The organism is Chitinophagales bacterium (genome assembly GCA_041392475.1).
Lineage (GTDB): Bacteria > Bacteroidota > Bacteroidia > Chitinophagales > UBA2359 > JAUHXA01.
Map to the genome: position 1 here is coordinate 279,564 of JAWKLZ010000002.1, position 24,145 is coordinate 303,708.

Annotated in this window: 20 protein-coding genes; 5 read left to right on the forward strand and 15 right to left on the reverse strand. The window is 37.3% G+C overall.

Going from position 1 to position 24,145, the window contains the following annotated elements:
- Positions 1–74 precede the first annotated feature (74 nt).
- Positions 75–2,423, forward strand: a complete 2,349-nt coding sequence (locus R3E32_14655; GenBank protein MEZ4885972.1) for a peptidase M61 — start codon at positions 75–77, stop codon at positions 2,421–2,423.
- A 515-nt stretch (positions 2,424–2,938) separates the two neighbouring features.
- Here the strand turns inward: R3E32_14655 and R3E32_14660 are convergent.
- Positions 2,939–3,898: an ornithine cyclodeaminase family protein gene (locus R3E32_14660; protein MEZ4885973.1), complete on the reverse strand. Its 960-nt coding sequence runs from the start codon at positions 3,896–3,898 to the stop codon at positions 2,939–2,941.
- A 163-nt stretch (positions 3,899–4,061) separates the two neighbouring features.
- On the opposite strand from R3E32_14660, the gene R3E32_14665 reads away from it, so the two are divergent.
- Positions 4,062–4,853 (forward strand): hypothetical protein, encoded by a 792-nt coding sequence (locus R3E32_14665; GenBank protein ID MEZ4885974.1) that lies wholly within the window; start codon positions 4,062–4,064, stop codon positions 4,851–4,853.
- Positions 4,854–4,958: 105 nt separating this feature from the next.
- On the opposite strand, the gene R3E32_14670 is transcribed toward R3E32_14665, so the two are convergent.
- The 8 genes from R3E32_14670 to R3E32_14705 form a co-directional block, all read right to left on the reverse strand.
- Positions 4,959–5,366 (reverse strand): DUF2177 family protein, encoded by a 408-nt coding sequence (locus tag R3E32_14670; GenBank protein ID MEZ4885975.1) that lies wholly within the window; start codon positions 5,364–5,366, stop codon positions 4,959–4,961.
- A 544-nt stretch (positions 5,367–5,910) separates the two neighbouring features.
- Positions 5,911–7,473 carry an O-antigen ligase family protein gene (locus tag R3E32_14675; protein MEZ4885976.1) on the reverse strand — a complete coding sequence of 521 codons (1,563 nt, stop codon included), beginning with the start codon at positions 7,471–7,473 and terminating at the stop codon, positions 5,911–5,913.
- A gap of 36 nt (positions 7,474–7,509) precedes the next feature.
- On the reverse strand, positions 7,510–9,117 hold the full coding sequence (locus tag R3E32_14680; protein MEZ4885977.1) for an O-antigen ligase family protein: 1,608 nt from the start codon (positions 9,115–9,117) through the stop codon (positions 7,510–7,512).
- A 143-nt stretch (positions 9,118–9,260) separates the two neighbouring features.
- Positions 9,261–9,383, reverse strand: coding sequence for a hypothetical protein (locus R3E32_14685; GenBank protein MEZ4885978.1), 123 nt, complete (start codon positions 9,381–9,383; stop codon positions 9,261–9,263).
- A 9-nt stretch (positions 9,384–9,392) separates the two neighbouring features.
- Entirely contained in the window at positions 9,393–10,649 is a 1,257-nt protein-coding gene (locus R3E32_14690; GenBank protein MEZ4885979.1) for a glycosyltransferase, read from the reverse strand.
- Between the two features lie 24 nt (positions 10,650–10,673).
- Entirely contained in the window at positions 10,674–11,453 is a 780-nt protein-coding gene (locus tag R3E32_14695; GenBank protein ID MEZ4885980.1) for a class I SAM-dependent methyltransferase, read from the reverse strand.
- 28 nt (positions 11,454–11,481) lie between these two features.
- Positions 11,482–12,936, reverse strand: coding sequence for a flippase (locus R3E32_14700; GenBank protein ID MEZ4885981.1), 1,455 nt, complete (start codon positions 12,934–12,936; stop codon positions 11,482–11,484).
- A 279-nt stretch (positions 12,937–13,215) separates the two neighbouring features.
- Entirely contained in the window at positions 13,216–15,423 is a 2,208-nt protein-coding gene (locus R3E32_14705) for a Wzz/FepE/Etk N-terminal domain-containing protein (GenBank protein MEZ4885982.1), read from the reverse strand.
- 806 nt (positions 15,424–16,229) lie between these two features.
- On the opposite strand from R3E32_14705, the gene R3E32_14710 reads away from it, so the two are divergent.
- Positions 16,230–16,931 carry a TolC family protein gene (locus R3E32_14710; protein ID MEZ4885983.1) on the forward strand — a complete coding sequence of 234 codons (702 nt, stop codon included), beginning with the start codon at positions 16,230–16,232 and terminating at the stop codon, positions 16,929–16,931.
- Between the two features lie 199 nt (positions 16,932–17,130).
- Here R3E32_14710 and R3E32_14715 read toward each other — a convergent pair whose 3' ends face one another.
- The 4 genes from R3E32_14715 to R3E32_14730 form a co-directional block, all read right to left on the reverse strand.
- A complete protein-coding gene (locus tag R3E32_14715; protein ID MEZ4885984.1) occupies positions 17,131–17,556 on the reverse strand; it encodes a hypothetical protein in 426 nt (141 codons plus the stop codon).
- Positions 17,523–18,002 carry a transposase gene (locus R3E32_14720; GenBank protein ID MEZ4885985.1) on the reverse strand — a complete coding sequence of 160 codons (480 nt, stop codon included), beginning with the start codon at positions 18,000–18,002 and terminating at the stop codon, positions 17,523–17,525. Before R3E32_14720 ends, R3E32_14715 begins: the two co-directional genes overlap by 34 nt.
- A 426-nt stretch (positions 18,003–18,428) precedes the next feature.
- On the reverse strand, positions 18,429–18,683 hold the full coding sequence (locus tag R3E32_14725; GenBank protein MEZ4885986.1) for a transposase: 255 nt from the start codon (positions 18,681–18,683) through the stop codon (positions 18,429–18,431).
- A 20-nt stretch (positions 18,684–18,703) separates the two neighbouring features.
- On the reverse strand, positions 18,704–19,180 hold the full coding sequence (locus R3E32_14730; GenBank protein MEZ4885987.1) for an IS5 family transposase: 477 nt from the start codon (positions 19,178–19,180) through the stop codon (positions 18,704–18,706).
- Between the two features lie 208 nt (positions 19,181–19,388).
- Between R3E32_14730 and R3E32_14735 the strand changes: the two genes are divergently transcribed.
- Positions 19,389–20,600 carry a S8 family serine peptidase gene (locus tag R3E32_14735; GenBank protein ID MEZ4885988.1) on the forward strand — a complete coding sequence of 404 codons (1,212 nt, stop codon included), beginning with the start codon at positions 19,389–19,391 and terminating at the stop codon, positions 20,598–20,600.
- Positions 20,601–20,878: 278 nt separating this feature from the next.
- Here the strand turns inward: R3E32_14735 and R3E32_14740 are convergent, their stop codons facing one another.
- A complete protein-coding gene (locus R3E32_14740) occupies positions 20,879–21,505 on the reverse strand; it encodes a hypothetical protein (GenBank protein ID MEZ4885989.1) in 627 nt (208 codons plus the stop codon).
- Between the two features lie 249 nt (positions 21,506–21,754).
- Here R3E32_14740 and R3E32_14745 point away from each other — a divergent pair, with 249 nt between their 5' ends.
- Positions 21,755–22,678 (forward strand): WD40 repeat domain-containing protein, encoded by a 924-nt coding sequence (locus R3E32_14745; GenBank protein ID MEZ4885990.1) that lies wholly within the window; start codon positions 21,755–21,757, stop codon positions 22,676–22,678.
- A gap of 267 nt (positions 22,679–22,945) precedes the next feature.
- On the opposite strand, the gene R3E32_14750 is transcribed toward R3E32_14745, so the two are convergent.
- Positions 22,946–24,028, reverse strand: a complete 1,083-nt coding sequence (locus R3E32_14750) for a gliding motility-associated C-terminal domain-containing protein (GenBank protein ID MEZ4885991.1) — start codon at positions 24,026–24,028, stop codon at positions 22,946–22,948.
- Positions 24,029–24,145: the final 117 nt, after the last annotated feature.

Sequence of the window (24,145 nt, forward strand, 5' to 3'; positions counted from 1 at the left end):
AGTAGGTTAATACAATATTTCCCAAAAAAGAACCTTTATCTTTGCGCACATTTTTTTATGGAAAAATTCATCAAATGAAACACCCATTTTTATTGATTGTCTTGTTATTAGTTTATTGCAATGTATTTGGAGATGTAAACAATACCTCCTCCGAAAATGGCTATAAATTTTCTTTAAACTTGAACGAGGTCGAAAATGACGAACTTATGGTAAGCCTTATTGCGCCTACTATCCAAGAAAAAGTCATTACTTATTATATCCCAAAAATCATTCCCGGAACCTATAGTATCTCTGACTTTGGGCGTTTTGTTCATAAATTCAAGGCTTTTGAAAAGAATGGCAAACAATTGAAAGTGAAACGTCTCAATGACAATAGCTGGCAAATAAAAAAAGCCAATAAAATACACAAAATTACGTATTGGGTAGAGGATACTTTTGATGCCGATATGGGCGACAATCAGATTTATCCAATGTCAGGAACGAATATCGAAGATAAGAAAAACATGGTAATAAATACCCACGGTTTCTTTGGCTATTTTGAAGGAATGAAAAATTTGCCGTATGAATTGAGTGTTACCCATCCCGAAAATTTCTATGGCAGCACAGGATTGATTCCAAAAGAGGTATCCAAAGATAAAGATGTATATTTGGTAGAAGATTATATGCGTTTGGCAGATTCACCGATGATGTACAACGAACCTGATACAACGATTGTAAAAGTAGCGGATACCGAAGTTTTGGTGTCGGTCTATTCTCCTACAAAAATAATCGAGTCTGGCTATTTAGCAGAAGGAATCAAAGAATTATTGATGGCACAAAAAGAGTATTTGGGAGGCGAACTACCTGTAAAAAAATATGCTTTCATTATGTATTTTGTCGAGCCTTTCAATGCAGCACCTATTCAAGGGGCTTTGGAACATTCGTACTCTTCATTTTATTACCTCCCCGAATACCCTCAAACTCTGGTTATGCCTTTCATCAGGGATATTGCAGCCCATGAGTTCTTCCATATTGTGAGTCCACTCAATATCCATTCAGAAGAAATTCAATACTTTGACTACAATACAGCAAAACTTTCCAAACACCTCTGGTTATATGAAGGTAATACCGAATATTTTGCCAGCAATGTTCAAGTAAAATATGGTTTGATAGAACCAGAAGCATACTTTGATGTCCTTCGTAGTAAAATTATCAATTCCCAAAACAACTACGATGACCACCTTCCTTTCACCGAAATGAGCAAGTATTGTGCAGACAAATACGCTGATCAATACCAAAATGTGTATGAGAAAGGCGCACTTATCAGTATGTCGCTCGACCTACTTTTGTTGAATCTATCTGAAGGCGAATATGGTATGCAAGATTTGATTGCAGATTTGTCGAAAAAATATGGGAAGGACAAACCTTTCAAAGACGATGAACTTTTTGACGAAATTGTAGAAATGACTTACCCAGAAGTAAAAGACTTTTTTGAGCGGTATGTGGCAGGTCCTGAATCACTTCCTTTAGAAAAATCGTTTGCCTATGCAGGGGTTAGTTACAAACCCGAAGCAAATTACAATGACTATTCTTTTGGCAATGTGACCTTGAGTTTCAACCCAGAAACCGAGCGTTTGTTGGTAGATGACACCGAAAATATGAACGCATTGGGCAAACAATTGGGCTATATGAAAGGAGATGAAATTGTGAAAATGAATGGACAAGAGGTGCCTAAGTCAGACGGTATTCGAGAGTTTATTTATTCCTTCAAAGAAGGATTAGAAGAAGGCAAAGAATTTTCTATTACTGTTTTGCGTCCAAACGAGGATGGTGAATCAGAAGAAGTAGTACTGAAAGGAAATGCCATGAAAGTGGAGCGCACTGCTCTACACGAAATTAAGTTTATGGAGACACCTAGTTCTCGGCAAATGAAAGTCAGAAATGCGTGGTTAAGAGCTTTTGTCACCCCAATGGATGCGCCTGCTTACCGTGCGACTTCAGAAGAAGTTGGCTCTATTGAAGGAATTACTGCCGCTTTATACAATGTGATTTCAGGCCCTGCTGGTCAGCGCAATTGGAGCAGATTGAAGGCACTTTGCAAACCTACCGCACAGTTCAATGCACTTGTTCCAACACAAGAAGGCGATAAAATTTACCAAACCCTTTCATTGGAAGAATACATTGGAAAAGCTGATCCTTTTTTCTTAGAATCAGGTTTTTATGAGGTAGAAACAGGGCAAGTCGTGGAAGAATTCAATGGCATAGCTCAGGTGTTTAGTAGCTACGAAACCCGTACAGAACAGGATGGAGAACCTTTTACAAAGGGTATCAACAGCATTCAATTGGTCTATGATCAAGGTCGTTGGTGGATCGTCAATATTTTGTGGGGAACAGCTACGGATGAACACAAAATCCCAAAGAAATATTTGAAGAGTGGGAAATAAATCACAGCTTTTGTAGATTAGTGCCTGAACGGAAACTCTCAATCATTTGACTATCAAAACATAACTAATTGTTTAAACAAGCGAACTTTTTGCCTATATTTCACGAAGATTCTATATTCTTGTAATAACTTGTTCCTAATTCATTAGGAATTTATTGAAGGTATTGGTATTCTTGAAAATCCAAAAAAGTTCAAATGATTTTTTGCATCCAATAGTTTGACTGTGAACTCCTTGCAAGATTCCGTTCAGACACTAGATTATACAAAGCTCGCTGATTATTAAATTGTTTACCAACCCATTTTACTCCTGTGAAATGCAAGGATTTTTTTGCAATATTAACAATTCCTTCACCTAAAGGCAATCATCGCTTGACTTTACAACTTTACCTTTGTGGCGTAATATTAATTGTCATAAGTGTTTGAATTTATTTTATTAGTGTAAAGTCTTTTCATAATCGATGATTGCCCTTTGCTGTGAAGCGAAGGGCTTTTTTATCACAGGTTCTGCAAAGATATTCAAATCAAATCCTGCCCCACTCCCATTTCGCACGCCTTTTGGTAAATTTGTTCTGCAACCATCACATCAAACAGTGCCATGCCCACCGATTTATAGCAAGTCGTTGAAGCTTCTGCAACTATGGTTTTTCCTTCAATCACCTGACCCAACCTTTTCACTTGTTCCTTTTGCAGCCAATTTTCTGCAATAGGTGTTGCCAAATCTCCACATTCCTGCAATGCATATGTGGTATCGGTATAAATCTCTTTCAAAAGCGAAAAAAGTGCTTGGGGAAATTCCCGCATATTGGGTTTGTAAGAACCAATCCCGATATAATGTTTCTCCTTCAATAACTCCGCATCATTTGGTAATACAGGATTTTCAGAATTGGTGGAAGTGATTACAATTTTCACATTTTGAAGTAGTTGAATAGTGTTTTCTGCAATATGAATTTTGCTGTTGGGCAGCAATTTTCGAAGCTTTGACTCCGCTTTTTGAAGTTGCTCAACAGAACGGTTGTACAACCAAATATCTCGAATAGGCCGCACCTTTGAAGTAAAAACCGCTTGTTCGATTCCTTGCCTTCCCGTTCCGATGATTCCCAAACTTTGCACCTCCTTTTTCGCCAAATATTTGATACTGACCGCACCAATAGCTGCTGTCCTCAAAGCCGTCAATGTTCCTGCATCCAATATGGCCAAAGGTTCTCCAGTTTTTGCATCATTCAAAATCATCAGGCCTTGAATCGCAGGTAAATTGTGGTGTGTATTGTTCGGAAAAATGCTGACCAACTTAGTGCCGAAACTACTTGCTGTAAAACAAGGCATCAACAAAAGTGTATTTCCATTTCTATCAAAATGAGGGCGTTGCGGCATGAAATAGTTTGTTGTTTCATACAAAACCATCGCTTTTTCTACAGCTGCAATGACTTCAAGTGGAGAAATAGATTGGCGAAGGTGTTCCGAATTGAGGTATTTCATTTGTATCAGTTTTGAGAGTTTAGGGATTAAGGGGCTAGCCTAAAAACGAAAATTGGTGTAAATCTGAATGAAGTTTCTCGTGTGCTTTACCCCAAGGAACTTTTGGAAGCAAAAATAGGTTTTATAAAAACATCCACAACTAATCTTTCTAAAACAATGTGCTATGAATCTAGGCCAGCAAGTTTTCATATTATTGCCCGTCCATGATAGGGCTGCAAATATTGATTTTTTTCAATCTTTGGGCTATATTCGAGTTGCTGATTGTAAGGCAAAACAAAGTTTTAGTGTGCTGACGGATGGCAACACACACCTACTTTTGGACGAAGGATATTTTGGAAGTAAGGGCATTGTGTACTATCAACCACTGATGAACGAAACCTTGGCCACTTTGAAAGATAGAGGCTGTTCGTTTTGTATCAAAAATCACCCCAACCAAGACAGTATTCAGGCTACTTTTGCAGATTCAAATGGCACAAAAATTATTCTCAGCAACCATGCCATTTTTCAAAACCTCCCTCTTCCCGTTTCAGCTTCTTCTGCTCTAAAAATTGGACAATTGGCAGAACTTAGCCTCACTACTCATCAAATGACAGATAGCCTCAACTTTTGGAAAAAGATGGGCTTTTCTTGTGTGTTTTACCGCAGTTGGGAAAATGAGGAGTTTGGCAGCCGTGCCATTCTTTCGGATGGGCTGATCAGCATTGGCTTGCATGAAACCGAACAGTTTGAAGGGATGAAACTTACCTATCTCGACAACGAAATGCCAGAACGAATCATAGAAGTAAAAAAAATGGGAATTCCTACAACTTTTGAAATGATTCCGATTAAGAAAAAAGTCTTTGCAGCGGTAGGCATTGAAGCTCCAAATGGCACAGAATTGTACCTTTTCAAAAGACGAAATTACCTCGATTTGATGCACTTTCCAGATGACAAACAAAAGCGCATTAGTGCTTAGTAAAATTAGTGACTGGTAATTAGTTTTTAAAACTATTGAACATCAGTTCTTTGCATAAAAAATAATTGGCAACTTATTTGGTTTATGCTGTAATAGGGTACTGCATTACAACAACCACTTTCCTATGAAAAAGGAAACCGTTGCTACAGATGCACACAACACTGTTCCCCAGATAATATCGGCAACTGCTACCAAGTGCGACCAATTTTTAAGGGTTGCGAGATTGGTTAAATCGTAGGTCATATAGGTGAAAAAACCGAAAAGCGCACCCCACACAGCTGCTTGTTGCCAAGTTCCTCCTTGTAGTTGTGGAAGTACTGCAAAAACCAGAATACCAACAATGTAGAGTAAATAAAAAACAATTGCAGGTGTCCAATAGACCTTATCTGCCATTAGATGTCCAATGTGGTTTTGGTACAAATTTTTGGCTACAAAGCCCAACCAAAACATATCAATCAGAAAGAAAGTTAGCGTTGTGAGTAAGTACAATTTGAAGTAGAAGAAGGGATTCATATTTTCTAAAGTATTGGTAAAAAACGAATAACCATTTTTTGCAGTGAATGTTTATTTTCTACTCTCCTAATTATAGTCCAGCTAAAAGCAAGAAAGTGGCAACTTCATCAAGGTTGCATCCCTATCGTCGAATTCATTCGAGGTGTGTTTTTAAATGTTAAGAAGCCTGTTCAAGTACCCACACTTGAACAACACCCTTGCTTGGAGTGTCCACACTTCTTGTATAGTGTACTGTAAGTCAGTAGACTTACTGCAAGAATTTCGCTCAAGTGTCCACACTTGAATGGGCGAAAATCCTTTTGACCTTTCGGCATTAATAGTTTCCATCTATTTACTTGTTGTTGTACTAGTCCAGCGAGTACACTACAGGAATTGAAGCACAAAAGACACAAAGAACACAAAAGAAATCATAAAAGCCTTTTGTGTCCTTTTGATGCTTTTGTGGTTTAAAAATCAAAATCTTAACAATGGAACATTCCGATTTGTCGGAAAAAAACACAAGACTTCAGTGTTTACTGACTAAAGCCAATGTCACAGGAGTGTACTATATAATTTCAACCTGACGTTCTACTTTGATAGGATACACCCTGTCTTCTTCAACATCTACTCGTTCTGCACCTTTTTCTGCAATCATTTCTGTATCAAAATCCTTGAGCCGCACGACAGCTGCCAAACAGATATAAAAAACAATGCTTGTGGGTAGTTGTACGATGGCTTCTTGTGGATAGCTCGCCAATGTTAAAACGAACAGTATATTAGCAATTGCTAAATACATCATCTTGATGGTAGGGTCTTTGACCCGAAAATAATAGTAGATACATTGTTTTAGAGATACAAAAAGCGAAATACAATACACAATCAAACCTATCCAACCGAGTTCTATTGCGATTCGAACCAAACCACTGTCGTGTGCAAAGTGTGCCAGAAAAGAATCAGGTGTAAAACGCTGTCCCCACAATCCTGTGCTACCCAAACCTGCACCCATAGGGTGTTTGCGGATGAAGGGTTGTATAAAAGCTTGGTTTCTAAGCCGCAATTGCATAGAAGGATCTTCATTGGGTTTGAACGCAGACTGTATGCGGTAAATAACAGGGTTTCCTGTCGATTTGAGTACCAATACTCCGCCGAATAGCAGTAGCGCAAATGCAAGTAAAATTGTTTCTTTTCGGAAGGTCATCAAAGTAAAAAAGAAAAAACCTGCGGGAAGTAGTACAAATGCGGTGCGAGTACCCGTATAGGCTGTTACCCAAAATAGCATAATAGCAGCAATAGCAAGCGCAAAACGTTTCCACCATTTTATTGGAGCTATTAGCATAATAGCGCAAAACATTCCCATATATACTGTATAAATACTAAAAGTGGTGGGATCACCAAAGGTAGAAAAAATTCGAAGTCGCCCCCATTGAAAGACCAACTGAAATCGTTCTTTTTCGGCATACAACCATGCTATTTCATAGTTGGTAAAACCACGAAATTCTTGGTAAAATCCATACAATGCGTTGAAAACTGCAATTGCCACTAAAATTTTGAAAACCAACTTAATGTATTGAAGGCTACTAAAAGCATAACAGGCTATGAAATACAGTAAAATCAACCCTGCCATACTCCGAACAGTGTACATCCAGGCAGTTTGAGAAGCAGCTACGGGATTGATGGCTTGTATGAGATTGAGAAATACCCAAATGAATATCCAGAAACTAATGGGACTTTTGGCAAAACTCCAATCACGTTCTTGGATTTGCTTGATAAACATACCAAAAAACATAATCACAAGCAATATATCTAAGGCAATACCTATGGGTATATCTGTGATTTTTTTGAAGTATTGAATGGTGAAAGCGATAAGAGTCATGGTAATCAAACCAAACTGAAGATTGAACAAACAAGCAAAAACGGTAGGTATTCCTATGATTACCCCCAATAATACGATGCTAAATTTCAGACCAATATTGCAGGCTATCACTGATAAAACAATTCCAATAACACTACATAAGGCATAACCTATTGGCGTATTTAGTTTTAGCGTGATTATTTGTTCTTTCAACCATGACTTTACTGCTCGGTATGCAGTCATACCCTTTCGGGTATGGATGGTTAAGTAAGACATCTATTAAGTACAAATTAGTGGTTCAAGATTGGCGGATCAATCTGGTTCTATGATTTCAAATTCTATTTTATCGGTATGATGGTTTTTATCCGGTTGGTCTTGATTTTTTTCTATTTCATCTACTGTATCTTCTGCTTTGGGTTTATTGATGATGATGTAAGGTTCCTTTGCAGGTTCTATATCAAAGTCTTTTAATCGTACAACTGCTGCCAATACAATATAAAAAACAATACTGGTAGGTAACTGCACAATTGCCTCTTGTGGGTAATTTGCCAAAATGAGTAGAAACAGCACGTTCGACAAGCCCAAATACATTGTTTTGATGGTCGGGTCTTTCACCCGATAGTAGTAATACACTGCTTGATACATGACCACAAATAAAAATATGCAGTACAGCAACAAGCCTATCCATCCCAACTCAATTGCAACCCGCACAAAACCACTATCATGGGCAAAATGTGCTAAAAAAGAATCGGGTGTAAATCGCTGTCCCCATAAGCCTGTACTCCCCAAACCTGCCCCCATAGGATGTTTGTGAATGAAAGGCTGAATAAATGCTTGGTTCTTCAATCGAAGTTGCATCGAGGCATCTTCTTGTGGCTTGAAAGCCGATTGAATCCGATAGATAATGGGATTGCCCGTAGATTTCATCATCAATCCAGCTCCTAATATAATTCCTATGAAAGCAACTATAAGAACCTCTTTACGCATGGTCATAAACGTAAAAAAGAACAAACCTGCGGGTATCAACACATAGGCCGTTCTTGTACCTGTATAAGCGGTGACCCACAACATCAATACGGCACATACTCCCAATACAATTCGTTTGTTTTGGGTAATTGGTGCCAATACCATAATTCCACAAAACATCCCCATGTACACTGTATAAATCCCGAAAGTAGTAGGATCAGCAAAAGTGGAAAAAAGCCGTAAATGTCCCCACTGATAAATCAACTGAAAACGCTCTGGATCGGAATACAACCAGGCCAATTCAAACTGAGGAAACCCGACAAATTCTTGGTAAAATCCATACAAGGTGTTACACAATGCAATACCAATAATAAGCTTGAAAACCAGCTTAATATATGCCAAACTGCTGAAAGCATAACATGCAATGAAGTACAACAAAATCAGCCCCGCCATACTCCGAACCGTATAAAGCCACGCCATTTTGGATTCAGCAGAAGGATTGATAACTTGTATCAGGTTGAGAAATACCCAAACCAAAATCCATGCACTAATTGGGTTTTTTGCGAAACTCCAGTCTCTCTCAATTACTTGTTTGATAATCATTCCAAAGAACATCAAAAACATCAACCCATCCATCAAAACACCAACAGGAACATCCATGACTTTCTTGATAGGAATCACAACAAAGGCAACCGATATCATGATAATCAATCCAATCTGATGGCGAAACAAGCAAAACAACAACACAGGAACGGCAAAAATAGCTCCCAACAATAGAATACCTATCTTCAAACCAAGCATAGGAATGACTACTGCAATCGCTAAGGCTGCCATCCCTAAAGCTACATAACCTATAGGGTTATTTAATTTTTGGATAAATACTTGCTTGCTAAACCAATCCTTTACTTTATTAAGAGGATTGTAAAATCGAATTTTGGGCGATAAATACGACATTTTTCAATGTTCTTTAATTTGGGGGAAATCAGTGGAACTTCAAAATACAAATTCAAAAACCCACTGTTTAGAATTATTTAATATCGAATTCGTCTAAATTATTTTGAGAGTTTCACTTATACTTGAAATTTTAATTATTTTTTTCAAAAAATCACTACCTTCAAAAACAATCCGAAAATCAATAGAAAACAAAATGCCACTACTGCCATTTCTACATATTGGTCTTTTTCGGATAGTTTTACTTCTTTATGGTTTACTTTTCGCATTTTCATAACTTACACATTTATAGGTTGATGCACACTAACAGGTGCTTGTTCTTCTTTATAAGCCTTCACAATCTCCCAAAACTGCTCCACTCTTGCAGCCCAAGTATTGGATTCTGCAACTCTCACACGCTCGGCAATTTTCTCAGGAGAATCTTCTTCAATGGCTTTGTCAATCAATTTGATAAAAGCTTCATCAGATTCTGCTACTTCAATGACATCACTAAAACTACGGATGTCCTCCGAAAAATTAGTAGCTACAACTGCTTTTCCAGCCGCCAAATATTCGTTGATTTTCAAAGGATAAATACTTTTGGTAAGTTTGTTCTTCAAAAATGGAATCAACGCACAGTCAATATGTTGCAGATAATAAGGCAACTCACTAATGTCTTTTCCTCCTGTAAAAACAATATTGGGAATTTTGTCCAATCCAAAATCCTTGTAATCATTGCTATTCAAAGGCCCGACCATCAACAATACCTTGTCTTTGTGCGCCAATGCTACTTTTCTCAACAAATCGTAGTGAATCCGCACCTCATTGATATTGCCTGTATAACCAATCACTTTGCGTTTTTCAAATCCCCTCAATTCCATCGGAAAAGGATATCGAATCATTCGTGCTTTATTGAAGATAGACAAATCGGCAGCATTGGGTAATAAGTAAGTATGCTCAGAATACTGCGATTTGATGCGGGTCAATTCTCTTGAGGTAGCAATACAAATGTCAGCATCTGCAACAGCTTTTGGCTCCAATCTTGCACCATGCCTTGCAATATATTCCGCCTCTTCCATGTCATCAATACTCTGATAGACACTCACATAAGGCTGAATGTCTGCGGGAAGTTTGGTCGCATAATAAGGATCAAAAGAGTTGATGTATATAAATTTTTTGACCTTAAAATCTCTGATAGTTTTTCTGATTGCCGAAACAACGATGCGGTTGTTAATTGCCAACAGTGCGTCATATACAAAACTTTTTGGCATCCAATTAATCGGAATCGTCATTTTTGGAGTCACAGCAGTCAAGGAATTGGGAAAACTTCCGATTTCTTCATATATATCTTTCCCAAACGCCAATGCGGATCTACGTCGGCTGATAACCAGTTTGTTGTAATCTTTCACAAAATCCTTAATCGTAAAAGGATGGCTTATATAAAATACCCGATGATTCTTTGCAAACTCTTTAGCCAGCGAAAGAGCAGGAGAAGAGTATTTATCATCCCATCGGGATAGGCTAAAAATAAATACATCACAATCGTTATAATTCATAGCTTGGGTTCTTTTTTGAGGATTTCATTCTTCGTTTTTCAACATCAAAAACTCCTTCGTTACCAAAAAGTCGAAGGGAAAAAAGTTAATATTGTATTGCTTGAGAAAAGGTAATTTATTCAACACACAATGGCTTTTTCTATAAACAACTTGCAGTTCTAAACCTTCAATTAGTTGTATCAATTTCTTGTAAGTCAGCTTGTTTAATCCTTTGAAAGCCTCCAATAGGGTGCTTTCTTCATCTCCTACCAATATCCGATTGTTCTTTTCGATTAAAGAAAATAAAAATCGTTTAGGCAAAAACTGACTCCATGGAATCGGAACATCCTGAAAAAGATGAGCAGCATAAGGACTTTTCCACGGTGGATATGCCACAAAAATGATTCCGTCTGGTAGAAGTGCATCGCTCAATCTTCGCAAGATTTGTTTCAACTGCAAAAACGGAATGTGTTCGGCTACATCATGCAAAAAAATATAATCAAACTTTTCGTCTTCCCTAAAAGGTGTTTTTAGGATATTACGAATCTCAAAAACAGCATTGTAAACTTCGTATTTCAACTTCAAATGTTGAGCAATGCGGATATGGTGGTGATCTATGTCCAATCCATATGCCTTACAATCCCAATTGGTAGCATACCATAAGGTCATACCTCCCATTCCACATCCAAAGTCCAATATCCGTTTGCCGTCTAAGTTGAACTTTTCTTTAATCAATTTTTTATCTACCCAAAGGTGGCTTGCACAATCATTCATGAAGTTGTCTTCGGCATACGCCAATCCGTCTTCAAACTGTTCTTGTGTCATATTATTGGGCAGAGTTTTTATGAATGTATTATGCGGTTACTTCTCTATTGGGAAGTGCGGTTTTTATCTTTCTATTTTGGTTGGTAGTGGTTGAAGTAGGTAAATGAGAATTGTTTTTTTTCTGAATGCGGTTGATGTAAAATTCTTGAAGCATTTTGAAGCCTACTATATAAGTTTGAAATATACTAAAAAACACATTCAATAGACTTACATTCAATTCTTTGCGTAGTACCCATTGATTTAAAACAAACATAATGCCATAAGTACATAAAGTGCCATAAGCTGCGCCAATTAGACCATATTGAAGGATAAAAATAAACCCATAATTGAAGATGGCATTCAAAAATGCGCCAAGAACAACAAATCGAAAATTGATTTTGGGTTTACCCATTGCATCGAGAACCGTTCCGAATTGGTTGGCAAAAGGAATGAACAAACCGTACAAGACAGTTAGCTGCAAAATACCCACTGCATCCAAATATTTTTCTCCCGCCAAAATGGTGATGATGACTTCGGGAAAAATTAGAATGAACAATACACACGGCAAAATCAGCGCAAGGATTGTACCAACAGATTTTTCATAGAGTTCTTTCATAGCAGGCTTTCCTTCGGTTTTCATGCGTTGTGCACCTTTGGGAAATACAATAGTCGCAATCGAAAAAGTAGGCACTTCTACCAAATTATTGATGCGAATAGCCAAGTCATATACTGCTACAAATGCGGGGGAAACAAAACCCAACATTACTTTGTCAATACTCTTGTAGAGCATGGCACTGAGATTGGTACCAAAGACATACTTGCCATAATTGAACAGCGTTTTCACCCATTCCCAATCTATCTTTTTAGAAAACTGAAGATACGGACGAACAAATAAGTAAGCGGTCAATCCTCCTAAAATAGCTGTCGCAATTTGTACCAAACACAGATTGATTAGCGTCAAATCCATGCCTGTAAAGTAAGTAACTAAAACGTAGAAAAAGAACAATCCTTGCTTGACAAAACTGCTCCAAAAAAGTCCTGAAAATGTAAAGTTTGCTTGCTGCACACAACTAAAGTGGAAAAACGGTAACAACAAAGCAGTTGTAATGGCATAAATTGGAAACATTTGTGCCAAAATAGGCGCATTCCAAAGTATACTTAAGGGTTTGGCGAAAACAACAAGAAGTATCATGCTGAACAATGTGAGTACAACATTGATAAACAAAGAAGCAGTGCTGATTTTGGCATAATCTTCTTCCTCTCCTTCAGTGCAAGCTGCCATGAATCTAACCAAAGCATTTTGGATAAGTCCGTTGCGACCAACTTCTAAAAAAGAAATAACTGCCAAAAATAAAGCCCATATACCGAAGTCTTCTTTCGACATACCTCTGAGCATGAGGAATAAACTTCCCAACCCAAACATCAAAACCGATAGCCGCTGCAATATGGTGAGCAAGCCCGATTTCACCCAATAGGAACGTTGTTCTTGTGCTTCTTGTGACACCTTTTTCGTGGTTTTATTATGTGACTGACAAATAGAATTGAAGGAAAGGATGTATTGCTCGATAAAGAAAAAATTGCTTGGTAGCTGATTTTCTAAAAAGCCTTAAGCTATTCTTTATCAAAATTTTATCATCCAAACTATCAAAAATAATATTGAAATGATTGGGCTATTTGTATTGTATGGAGGGATTGGATTAGAAATTATCAAAATTTTGAAGGCTTGATAACAATTAGTATGTATATCTACCGAATACACTCGGCAGTCATAAAATGAAAAGATTTAATTTAGATTTTTGATATTCAATTTATTGAGAATACCTCCCATGAATTTGTCACCCAAATTGTGGAGATACTCAATTGAATTTTTATCAATTTGTTTGATTTCACTTTCGGCAGAAAAAACCGTCAGTACCTTATCAACATATCCTGAAAGCTCTTGAGCATCAGAGTATTTGTTCAAAGCTGCAGACTCCAAAAAGATGTAGTCGTATATTTTGGCCAATTCCTGAATGAACTTTCGGACATCTTTGCCTGCAAAAATCTCGGATGGTGAATTGTATCCTCCCAAATTGCCGATGATATCAACTGTGCTGTGACTGAAAGCAGAGTTTACACCTGTTGAAGTAAATTCCTTCTCCAAGTTGTTGTCACCAATCAGTTTTGTCGCAATCACACTCTTCTGGTCTGCCTGCATACACATTTCACTCAAGACATTGTTTTTGAAGTTGGTATCAATAATCATCACCTTTTTACCATTCAGGCTCAACGAATAAGCCAAAGAGATAATAAAGAAAGTTTTTCCTTCACCCTCTTTGGTACTTGTCACCAAAAAAGTCTGTGCGCCAGAATGTTCTACTTCATAGCGAATCTTACGCAGTGACTCTTTGAAGATTTCGATGCTTTCATCCCTACTTGTCTTCCCAAAAATGGCTTCCAAGTCCAAATTTTTGATTTTCATTTCATTCAATGTGCCAACCAAAGGCACATTGGCGAACTTCTCAAATTGAAGCGGGGTAGAAATACGCAAGTCCATGTAAGCCAACAAAAAGATAAGCACTATACACAATGACCCACTCATCACGCCCGAAAAAGCTGCCAAAATCAATTTATTGGAAGGTTCTGGTTCGTCAGGCGTATATCCTCTTTCCACAATCGCCAAGGGATTGTCCGTACCGATAGACTTCAATCTTGCCGAATTGAGCTTGTCCACAATCGCCAAATATTCTTCATTGGCTACGGTAATTTCTCTATCCAAAGAGTTGACATCCGCTTCTTTCGATGCAAAACCAGATGCCTTGTTGCGTAATCGCCCCAATTCCGTGTCAATAGACATCACACTTGCTTTGGCTATTTCGAGTTCTGTTTCCGCTTCTATTTTGTTCGCAATGAGATCTTTATTACTCACAATCAGTTCATCTCCTGTTTCCGTTGTTTGGGTTTCCACACGCTCTTGCAGTCTTTTTCGAGCCAATTCTATCTGGGTTTTCAATAAATTGCCATTGTCGTTTACCCGCTTCAATTCCAAACTTTTGAGTTCGTCTTGCAAGTTTTTAATGTCATTATTCACCCATTGATGCCGATTATACTCATACCCTTTATCATTCAAGTGCTTATTATAGACGTTGATTGCACCTTGATAAGAAGGGATTTTTTGGTTCATCTCCTCTCGCTTTACCTCTAATTCTTTGATTTGACTAACTATCAATTTGGCCTCTTCAGGTAAGTCTAAGACTCCTTTTTGTTGTTTGAATTGGCGCAATGCAGCTGTTTTTTCGTCCAATTCTGCTTTTTTCTGTATCGCCAATTCTGCATAAAACTGCACCGAATGTTGGTCTTTTTTGTCCTTCAAGGATTGATAATATCCCAAAAATATATCTGCATAGTTGTTAACCAAAAAAGAAGACAACTCAGCATTCTCAGATTCGTACTCTATTTTGATAAAATCTGTATTGGGTATTCGAGCAACAGAAACTTCTTCTGAAAATGTTTCATAATCGTACCTCAATTCCTTCAATATCTGCTTCAAATCAATTTCTGTCTGATGGTCAATAGAGTCCACATTAATTTGGTGATACAGTTTTTTGTAGGCCAACTCTACGGCATTTTGTATTTCAGTAGGCGTAAAATCAAGTTTTGCCTCTTCCCCCAATTCTCGAAAGGCTGCTGTATTATCGGTAGAATCAAGGTGAAATCCATAGTCGTGCAACAACAATTTATATGATATCATATTCAGACTCAAACGAGAAGTCATCAATTCAATTAGGTTACTGAATTTATGCTCGATTTGAAATTCTTGAACAAAGGGGTTTTCATTATCTGTGTAGATGTTTTTCTTTTCGATAATACCCGTAGAAATCGTCACCTTCGATTTGAAGCTTTCTGGTAGTTTGCTCGCAATAAAATAAGCTGCTACCACTGCCAACACAGTGACAAACATGATGAGCCACTTGCGTCTTAATAATACCTTTATGAAAAATAAGAAATCCATATCTGGGCTGTTGGTTTTTTAGTATTGAAGTAATGCGATTGGGTAAAGTGGTTCAGTGGTTGATTATTTTTTTTTGAAATATTTATGATTTTTTGATTTTGCGAAACTTTTTTTTGAAGGTTTCGTATGGCTTTATTGCAATTTTATGACAATTTTGTGACAATTACAAACAAATTTATTGATGCTTGACCATTTACACAAAAACCAATTTTTCATTTTCATTGATTCTCATTGTTTTAAAAAAGAAAAAATACTTAATAAGTGTATCAAATGATGGATAGATGTATAAGTATGTTAAATGCTCTTGTATATTTGGGTGGGACTAACTATACTTTTGAAAGTAAGCATTTTACATTTCTACTTATTACTGCAATAGTAATTTTTTTCTATAAAAAAACTCTCAGATTCATTGCTATGATACAAGTTTTATACTTTTGGAAGTTTGTCACAATAATGCAATAACCTGTATTGCTAAAAGACAAAAACCGTGCCTTAATTATAATTACCCTAAAAGTTTTTGTTCGGGTTATTCTATCTTCAAAAAGGGGCAAAAAACATTCCTAATTCATAAGTGCATTTTTTGATGTAGTCAAGCTTGGATAAAAGGGATTTTTGCAGATCAATGAGCATCTTTATAGAGCATGGCATAATAATTGAGTTTTTTAGTAGATAACTTATGAAAAACAAATGGTCATTGAACACACCATCCTTCTAAAGTGCATGAAAAAATCCCACCTGAGAACAAGCGTCAAATACACTTCAATGTAATGAATCAAATAATTCAATTGATAATTAAGCTCTTAATAATGAAAAAACTACTATTTTTATTTTGTCTATTGCAACTCTCAAATATTCAAGCCCAACGTACTAATTTTGATAGAATTGTGATCCCTACCGATCAGATTACCAGAGATTACAAAGAAGCATTGGTGCAGTTGGCTTGGGTCAACAACCCCGATAACAAGGTGTTGGAGCATGAGGTGAACATTGCAGAAATCGAAAAAAAAGCGGCTAAATGGACTTGGGCCGACAATGTACAGGCTTCTTTTAACTTGAATGAAGGAAATTTTCAAAAAGAAACCGATCCGGGCGGCAATCTATTTTTTCCGAAATATAACTTCAGTGCAAGCGTTAGCATTGGATCTTTGCTAAGAACTTCAAGCGAAACGAAGAAAGCTGAGCAGCAATTGGACATTGCTCATCACAGAGTCAATCAGCGAAAACTGCAAATTCGTGCGGAAACATTGAAACGATACGAAGACTATTTGACTGCCGTAGAGATGTTGAAGTTGCGGACACAAGCGGTTGAAGATTTTTACGCTACTTACTTAGCTGTCACCAAAAAATTCAAAGAAAGCCGTTCTTCTTTGGAGGAATACAATCAGGCTTCTACGACTTATTATACGGCCCTCGAAAACAAATTGCGTGGGGAGAGTGACGTGGAACTTGCTAAGATTTCATTGGAGGAAATAATAGGCGTAAAATTGGAGGAAGTGAGGGTGAAGTGAGGGTAGAATGGTGAAAAAATAACTCCCTGATTTAGACGAACTGTATTAAAAAGCAAGCAAAAATCGGATTATTTTTTAAATTGGTTATTTTATTCAATATGTTCTTTGAATTTATTGTGATAATCATCTTGAAATTTGACACCTGATTTAACGACGGCAAAAGTTTGCCTAAGCAGCTTGTTGATAACAGCAACTTTAGCTACCTTGTATGGCTTTCCTTTTGATCGGAGTCTATTGAAAAGTTCTTTACATTCTTTATTGAATCGTATAGCTGCTCTTGTAGCATTGAAAAGAACTGTCCTAATTTGAGTGACCAGCTTTTGAAATGCGTCCTTTTCGATACACAGAAGAACCCGATTGATGAGTCAAAGGCACGGTGTTGTACAAACTTAACCAATTGTTTAGAATTTGTAAATAATTCAAAGCCATTAGTATATGTGTATAGTAATTGGGCTGATTTTTCGCCAATACCCTTAACAGAACAGGCAAGTTCTTTGAATTTATCGAAACCAATGTCAGTCAAGGCATCCAATTCTTGTTTGATTTTTCGAATATTGTCTTGTATCGTATTCAATACGTCTTGAAAAGCTTCTAAGACAACATCTGGTGTGTAAAGACACTGCATAAGGCTATGAATTTGATTTTTAGTCTGTCGTTCCTGCTTTTCAAAGGCATTAAGAGCCATTTGCATTTTTTTCTCTTTTGAATATCCTCATTAGGCATTTGAAAATCAGGCAAATCAAGTGTCTTTCCAGCTATTGCTAAAGCTCTTGCTGCTTGCTTATCATCTTTTGCAGTAATGCCTAAGACTTTCATAAAAGCACTGCTTTTTTGTGGATTAATCAATTTAATAGAGCAGTTGGATTTGTCTAAAGAATGAAGCAACTTATCACTGTAAGTGCCAGTAGGTTCTAAAACAAAAGTAATATGTTGTTCATCAAAACCTTGTAAGAATACCTCTATGGATTTCATTGTATTTTCGATTTGATAATCAACCCAGTGGTTATCTTCTTGATAAGCAATGTCTAAAGTCTTGTTACTTACATCTATACCGATAATTAGAGAATTCATAAAGTAATAAATTGAATGTTAAACTAATAATGATGAAATATATCCTATGAAATCTGCGTCGTGACTCAGGCTTTATGCCTACTGAACTGTCCGATTTTTATGGGATATAAAGAACGAGGGGCTAACGTCTAATACGGTCTCTAAGGACTACTTTTGAATCAGTTTACCCTCGTTCTTAATTTTAATCAATATATTATTTTTTATTACAACTTTTGTACTTTTTCCTCTTGAAATATTCAATGTACGACTTTTGAAGTTTTGTTTTAAAGATTTTCGATTGTAATGAAAATCAAACTTCTTCAAAGAGTAAACTTCAAAAGTCTCCACTTCAAATGTAAAACTTATTTTTTCTTTTTTACTAAAAAAATCTGCCCTTAGAGGCTGTCTTGATTTGTCATATAATTAAATAATCCATTCGTATTATTATTAAACGACTCTTGCCACCATGATCCGAATCATCGCCAGTTGAATCATGGTTTTGCTGGTATCTGGATTAAACTCATAATCTTTGCTTAATCTTCTATAATGCTCAAACCAACCAAAAGTACGCTCTACTATCCAGCGTTTAGGCTGCACCGAAAATCCTTTTTGTTGCCTGCTTCGTAAAACTATTTCTATGACCCAATGTTTGAATCTCTTCGCCCAGTCTCCTCTATAAGTTCCGTCTGCTAATATTTTCACCAATCGCCAAAATTTTGATTTTACCCTTTAGCTAATAGGATAAATCCTTCTTTATCACTAACATTAGCAGCTGTAATGGCTATGGCAATAATCAACCCCAAAGTATCTACCATAACGTGTCGCTTGCGTCCTTTTATCTTCTTATTGCCATCAAAACCTTTCGTTTCTTCGATAAACGTACCAGTAGCTACGCTTTGGCTATCCACTATGCCTAAGCTTGGACTGATGAATTTGCCTTCTTTTTGGCGTACTAATCGGCGTAAGGCTTCATGTAGTTTTGCCCATATTTTTTGTTTTTTCCAACGGTAAAAATAGTCATAAACAGTTTTCCAAGGTGCAAATTCTTTAGGCAACATACGCCATTGACAACCTGATTTCAATACATAAAATATCCCATCAAGTATTTGAGTACGTAAGTCCCATTTACGTTTTCTTTGGTTATCTAAAAGTTTTTCAATAACTTCCCATTCGGCATCGGTTAGACTGCTACTATACATATTTATTGTTTTTAAGTTTATGAACTATGTATTAGTATATATAACTAACTGATGCCTTTTTAGTTCATTTCTCTAAAATCAAGACAGCCTCTTACACAGTTTTCCCAATCACACAATTTTCACAAGTTTTCCAAAACGCCAAAGTCATGCGTCTAAAAAGGGCGAAAACGTTATTGAACTTTTTAAAACCTTTTTAAACAACGCAGACATGAAAAACCTAACAGCTTTTATCGTTTTGACATTAATCACCCTTGGCGCATTTGCTCAATCTTCAAAAATGAAAGGCGAAAAAGACAAGAATGTGATTGCAGACCAATACATCGTTGTCTTTTCTGATGAATTTCAAACTCCTTTTACCGAACACAAAAATTTTCAGACCTTAAAAACCCGAGAGCAACGTGCGGAAGCCTTGCAGAGTTACCGCAAAACCGTTGAAGGTAAAGTAGGTGGATTTTTGAAGCAAATGGATATTTCGCCAGAAGCCGTCAAAAACATCATTGCAGGTGGATTTGTGGGTTTTACTGCCAAATTAAATGCTGGCCAATTGAAGGCTTTGCAGGCGAATCCAATAGTAAAATACATAGAATGGGACCGCAGAGTACTAATTTTTAAGGATTTCAAACCCTTGAAATTTAATACCCAAACGACTGATTGGGGTGTGGAGTATGTCGGTGGAGGATCTTCAAGTGGCGAAGGAAGATATGCTTTTGTATTGGATACGGGTATCTATGGAAACCATCCCGATTTGAATGTGGACAAATCTTTGAGTGCCTCTTTTATTGCCAGTGAACCGAGTTTCAAAGACAATCACGGACATGGTACACACTGTGCAGGGATTATTGGAGCGAAAGACAACAATTTTGGTACGAAGGGAGTAGCCGCTGGCGCAACGATTATTGGAGTGAAAGTATTGGACGGCAGCGGTTCGGGTACAGCTTCTACCCTTCTGGCGGGTCTTGCTTATACGGCTTGTATTGCTTTTCCTGGAGATGTGGTCAATATGAGTTTGAGTGGTGCAGGTTTTGAATGGTTGGTAGATTTCTACATCAAAACACTCTTGGGCAGTCGTGGAATCTATGTCACAATTGCAGCAGGCAACAACAATGCAAATGCAAGCGGTTTTTGGCCAGCAAGCACCAATGGCACCAACATTTTCACCATCTCCAACATGACGCAAGCCGAAGAAATTGCAGGTAGTTCTAACTTTGGTAATGGTCCTGTGGATTATGCAGCCCCTGGCACTTCAATTTACTCCACTGACATTGTAGCAAATGGTTCTTACTCGACTCGTAGCGGTACTTCAATGGCTGCTCCACACGTTGCAGGAATCCTGCTGGTGAATAGTGGGCGGATCAAAAGCAATGGTGTTTTGAAGGTGGATAAGGATGCAACTCCTGATAAGATTGCAGTAGTGAAATAGTATTGTGGATATTAGCAGATAAAAAAACCTCGAATGATCTATGCAAATCATTGGAGGTTTTTTTTTGAGTTTTAAGTTTAATTTTTCTCCTCCTCCAACTGAAACGCTTCTATCCGTTTTAAATCCTTGAAATATTTCGCAGCAGATGAATAAAAATTCGTTTATTTATTCATAAAAATCATTGATAATCAAAAAATTCAGTAAAAAACAAAGTCCGAATATCCACTTCAATGGATATTCGGACTTCTTTGTGATGGTCAAATATTTTCCTTCACCTTTCATTCTACCATTGCATAAGCCTTATAATCCACCATTTGACTATGAATATAGACATACCATTCTCGCTGCATTTCGAGATCATGGCTAAAGTGTGTTTCCAAATCGTATTTCTGTTCCATTAGTCGCCAGGCATCCAATACTCTGTCTGCAATCACCTCAAAATCATCCACCTGATCACAAGTAAATAGGCGATTTCCGACTGCTTCCCTAAATTTTCGGGCATACAGTTCGGTAATATCAAAATGAAGCTGTTCGTGGTTCAAATAATATTCATTCATTGCCTCTGGGCGTACCCAAGAATCATTGATCCTAAAATTTGCCTCGACATCGATGTTCAATGCGCCATTTTCACAGTGGTATTTGTACACAATTGAAGAATAGGTCAAGGCTGCAATGTGTGGATATTTTGGATGTGGATCTCCTTGAAAATCTGCCCATACCAATTTCTGGTTGTGTGACCAATTCAACACCTTTTCGGGTTTAAGCTCCTCCATAGCAAGTTCTCCCATATCAGCAGGATTTTGATCCTCTTCATGCAAATGTTGACAAAGTTGAAGGTGACTGTTCAGGCTTGCATCTCCGTATAAAGATGTCCAGACAAGAAAAAAAAGGTGTATTAGATTCATGGGATAGCATTAAATAATTAGAAAATAAAATATTCATTGGCAGAAAAAGCTTGCATATAGTCAAGCTAAAGCAATAATGTTGCCAATCTTGAGGCGATTAATGTTTTTTAAAAAATATGTATCTAAAAATTGGACTATTAAAATAGGGGAAGGTGTAAAATGGTTGTGTGTAGGAATATAACCGTTTTTATTTCAAAATCGTATTTTTATGTACGCAAAAAAAGTGTTAATGTTGCTGCCCGACAAATGATGAAGAACCTAGAAATTCAAAATATAGCTACCCTAACAGGACACAAAGGAGGCGTATATGCTTTAGAGCAAGCTGCTGAAGACCATTGTTTTTACAGTGCTGATGGCGCAGGATGGGTTGCCAAATGGAATCTAAAAAATACCGATACGGCACACCTAATTGCCAAAGTTCCCTCTAATATTTTTGCTTTATGTCTTGTGAAAGACCAAGACCTATTAGCAGTTGGTTCTTTACAGGGTATATTGTATTTTATTGACCTTCAAAAAAATGAAGTCCTAACTCCCCCACTTCAATTCCCCAAAACCATCTATGCCCTCCAACAGTGGAAACACTACCTACTGATAGGTACTGGCGATGGAAAATTATCTATATTCAACCTTCAAAATCAAAAAATTGAGAGAACACTGCCCATTGCCGCCAAAAGTATTCGACAAATAAAAATTCATCCACATGAAAACATAGCCGCTATCGCAAGTAGCGACCATTGCATTTATTTGTTAGATTTAGAAAAAATAAGTGTTTCATCTGAATTGCACTACCACAAAAACTCTGTATTCTGCCTTCAATTTTTACAGAACGGAAATCAACTTTTTGCAGGTTCACGAGATGCCCATCTTTCTGTTTGGGAAAAAATCAATGAAAATTACTCTCTTCAACACACCATCCCTGCACATTTGTTCACCATCAACGATATCGCAGTGAGTCCAAATCAGCGATGGATAGCCAGTGCCAGCCGAGACAAAAGCATCAAAATATGGGATGTACAAAGTTTGAAGTTACTAAAAGTAATAGACAGGATGAAGCCCAACTTAGATGCCCACCAACATTCGGTCAATACGCTACTTTGGTCTCCCTTCAATGATTACCTACTTTCAGGCAGCGATGATAAAAGTATCAAAATCTGGCAGGTAAGTGAGGAATGAAAATTAACTACCAAAACATAAGAATTTATACACAAGATTAAAGATTTCAAGTAGTTGACACAATAGTTCGTGCAATTTTTAATGAACACAGAGGCACGGAGGCACAGAGTTTTGATTATCAAATAATTAGCAAAATAAAAATTATCTTCTAAACTGTTGATAATTAAATTGTTGTGATTTCTGCACGAACTATTGTGACAATAAGGACTTTCTGCTTTTTATTCGTTTACTATCAGCAAATTAGGTCTTTTTTCCAAAGTCAAAAAGCTACCTCAGTAGTTGGAAATGCCCCCTCTTCAATTCCTCCGAACCATTGAAATAAGTCACTATCACCACATAAACATAACTTCCCATCAATGCAGGCCGATTTTCAATCATCCCATCCCAACCAATATTTGCAGTGTCCGTAGCCGTTACATCGTGTATCTTCTCGCCCCATCTACTAAACACTTGAAAGGTAATTTTTTCCCATCCTTGTACATAAGGCACATACACATCATTGTTCCCATCTCCATTCGGGCTAAAAGCACTCGGCATCATCAACTTGTTCTCACCAATTACCCTTACCGTTGTTGAGAAAACCCGACTACAGCCAGCTAAATCACTCACCAACACATCATAAGTTGTTGTTTGAGTCGGCGAAGCATTCACACTTGCACAATCCGTACAGTCCAACCCCTGCACAGGGGACCATTCATAAGTCAAATTACCTCCAGTGGCTGAAAACGCATTCACCTCCAATGGCGAAATCTTGCCCAGTGTAATAGGAGTGTTTCCTCCTATAATTTGCCCCTCTATACCTCCAATCAGCAACGATTCCTCTGCAATGTATTGACAACCATTTGATTCGTTATAAACGTAAGAAATCAAATAGAAACCTCCTTGTAAAATTCCAGGATTTAGTTGATTCCCTTCTGAAATAGCCGAGCCAATGAAGCTGCCTCCTGTAGAAGGATTCCCCTCCAATATAGCCGTCAATGTCACCGCAGTATCTCCAATACAATAATTTTCCGCCAATCCCTCTATGCTCAATGTCAAAGCAGGACAATCTTGTGCTATACAAGAAGCAGTACCCGCCTCACTATCACCACATGAAGGAAGCGCAATTGCAGTTACACTTATGGTGACTTTATCCTCTTGCTTCAAGCCTGTTTTATCAAATGTCAAAGCGTTAGTGGTGAAATTGTCCGTTTCTATTCCATTCACCTTTACAACGATTTGGTAGCTGACTACACCCACGTCTGTCCACTCAAAGGCTACGTTTGTCGCTGTTGTTTCTGTACAATTCACTATTGGTTTATCAATACTATCGACTGAAAAAGCAATCTGATAATCATTACTTTCATTCATCCAATTAGAACTTTTGCAGCTAAGACTATATCCATATAGATCATTGTGAAAAAATAGGTAGAAGAAGAGAAATAAGCAAAAAATATCAATTCTTAGGTTTAAGCGTAAGGTTTTTAG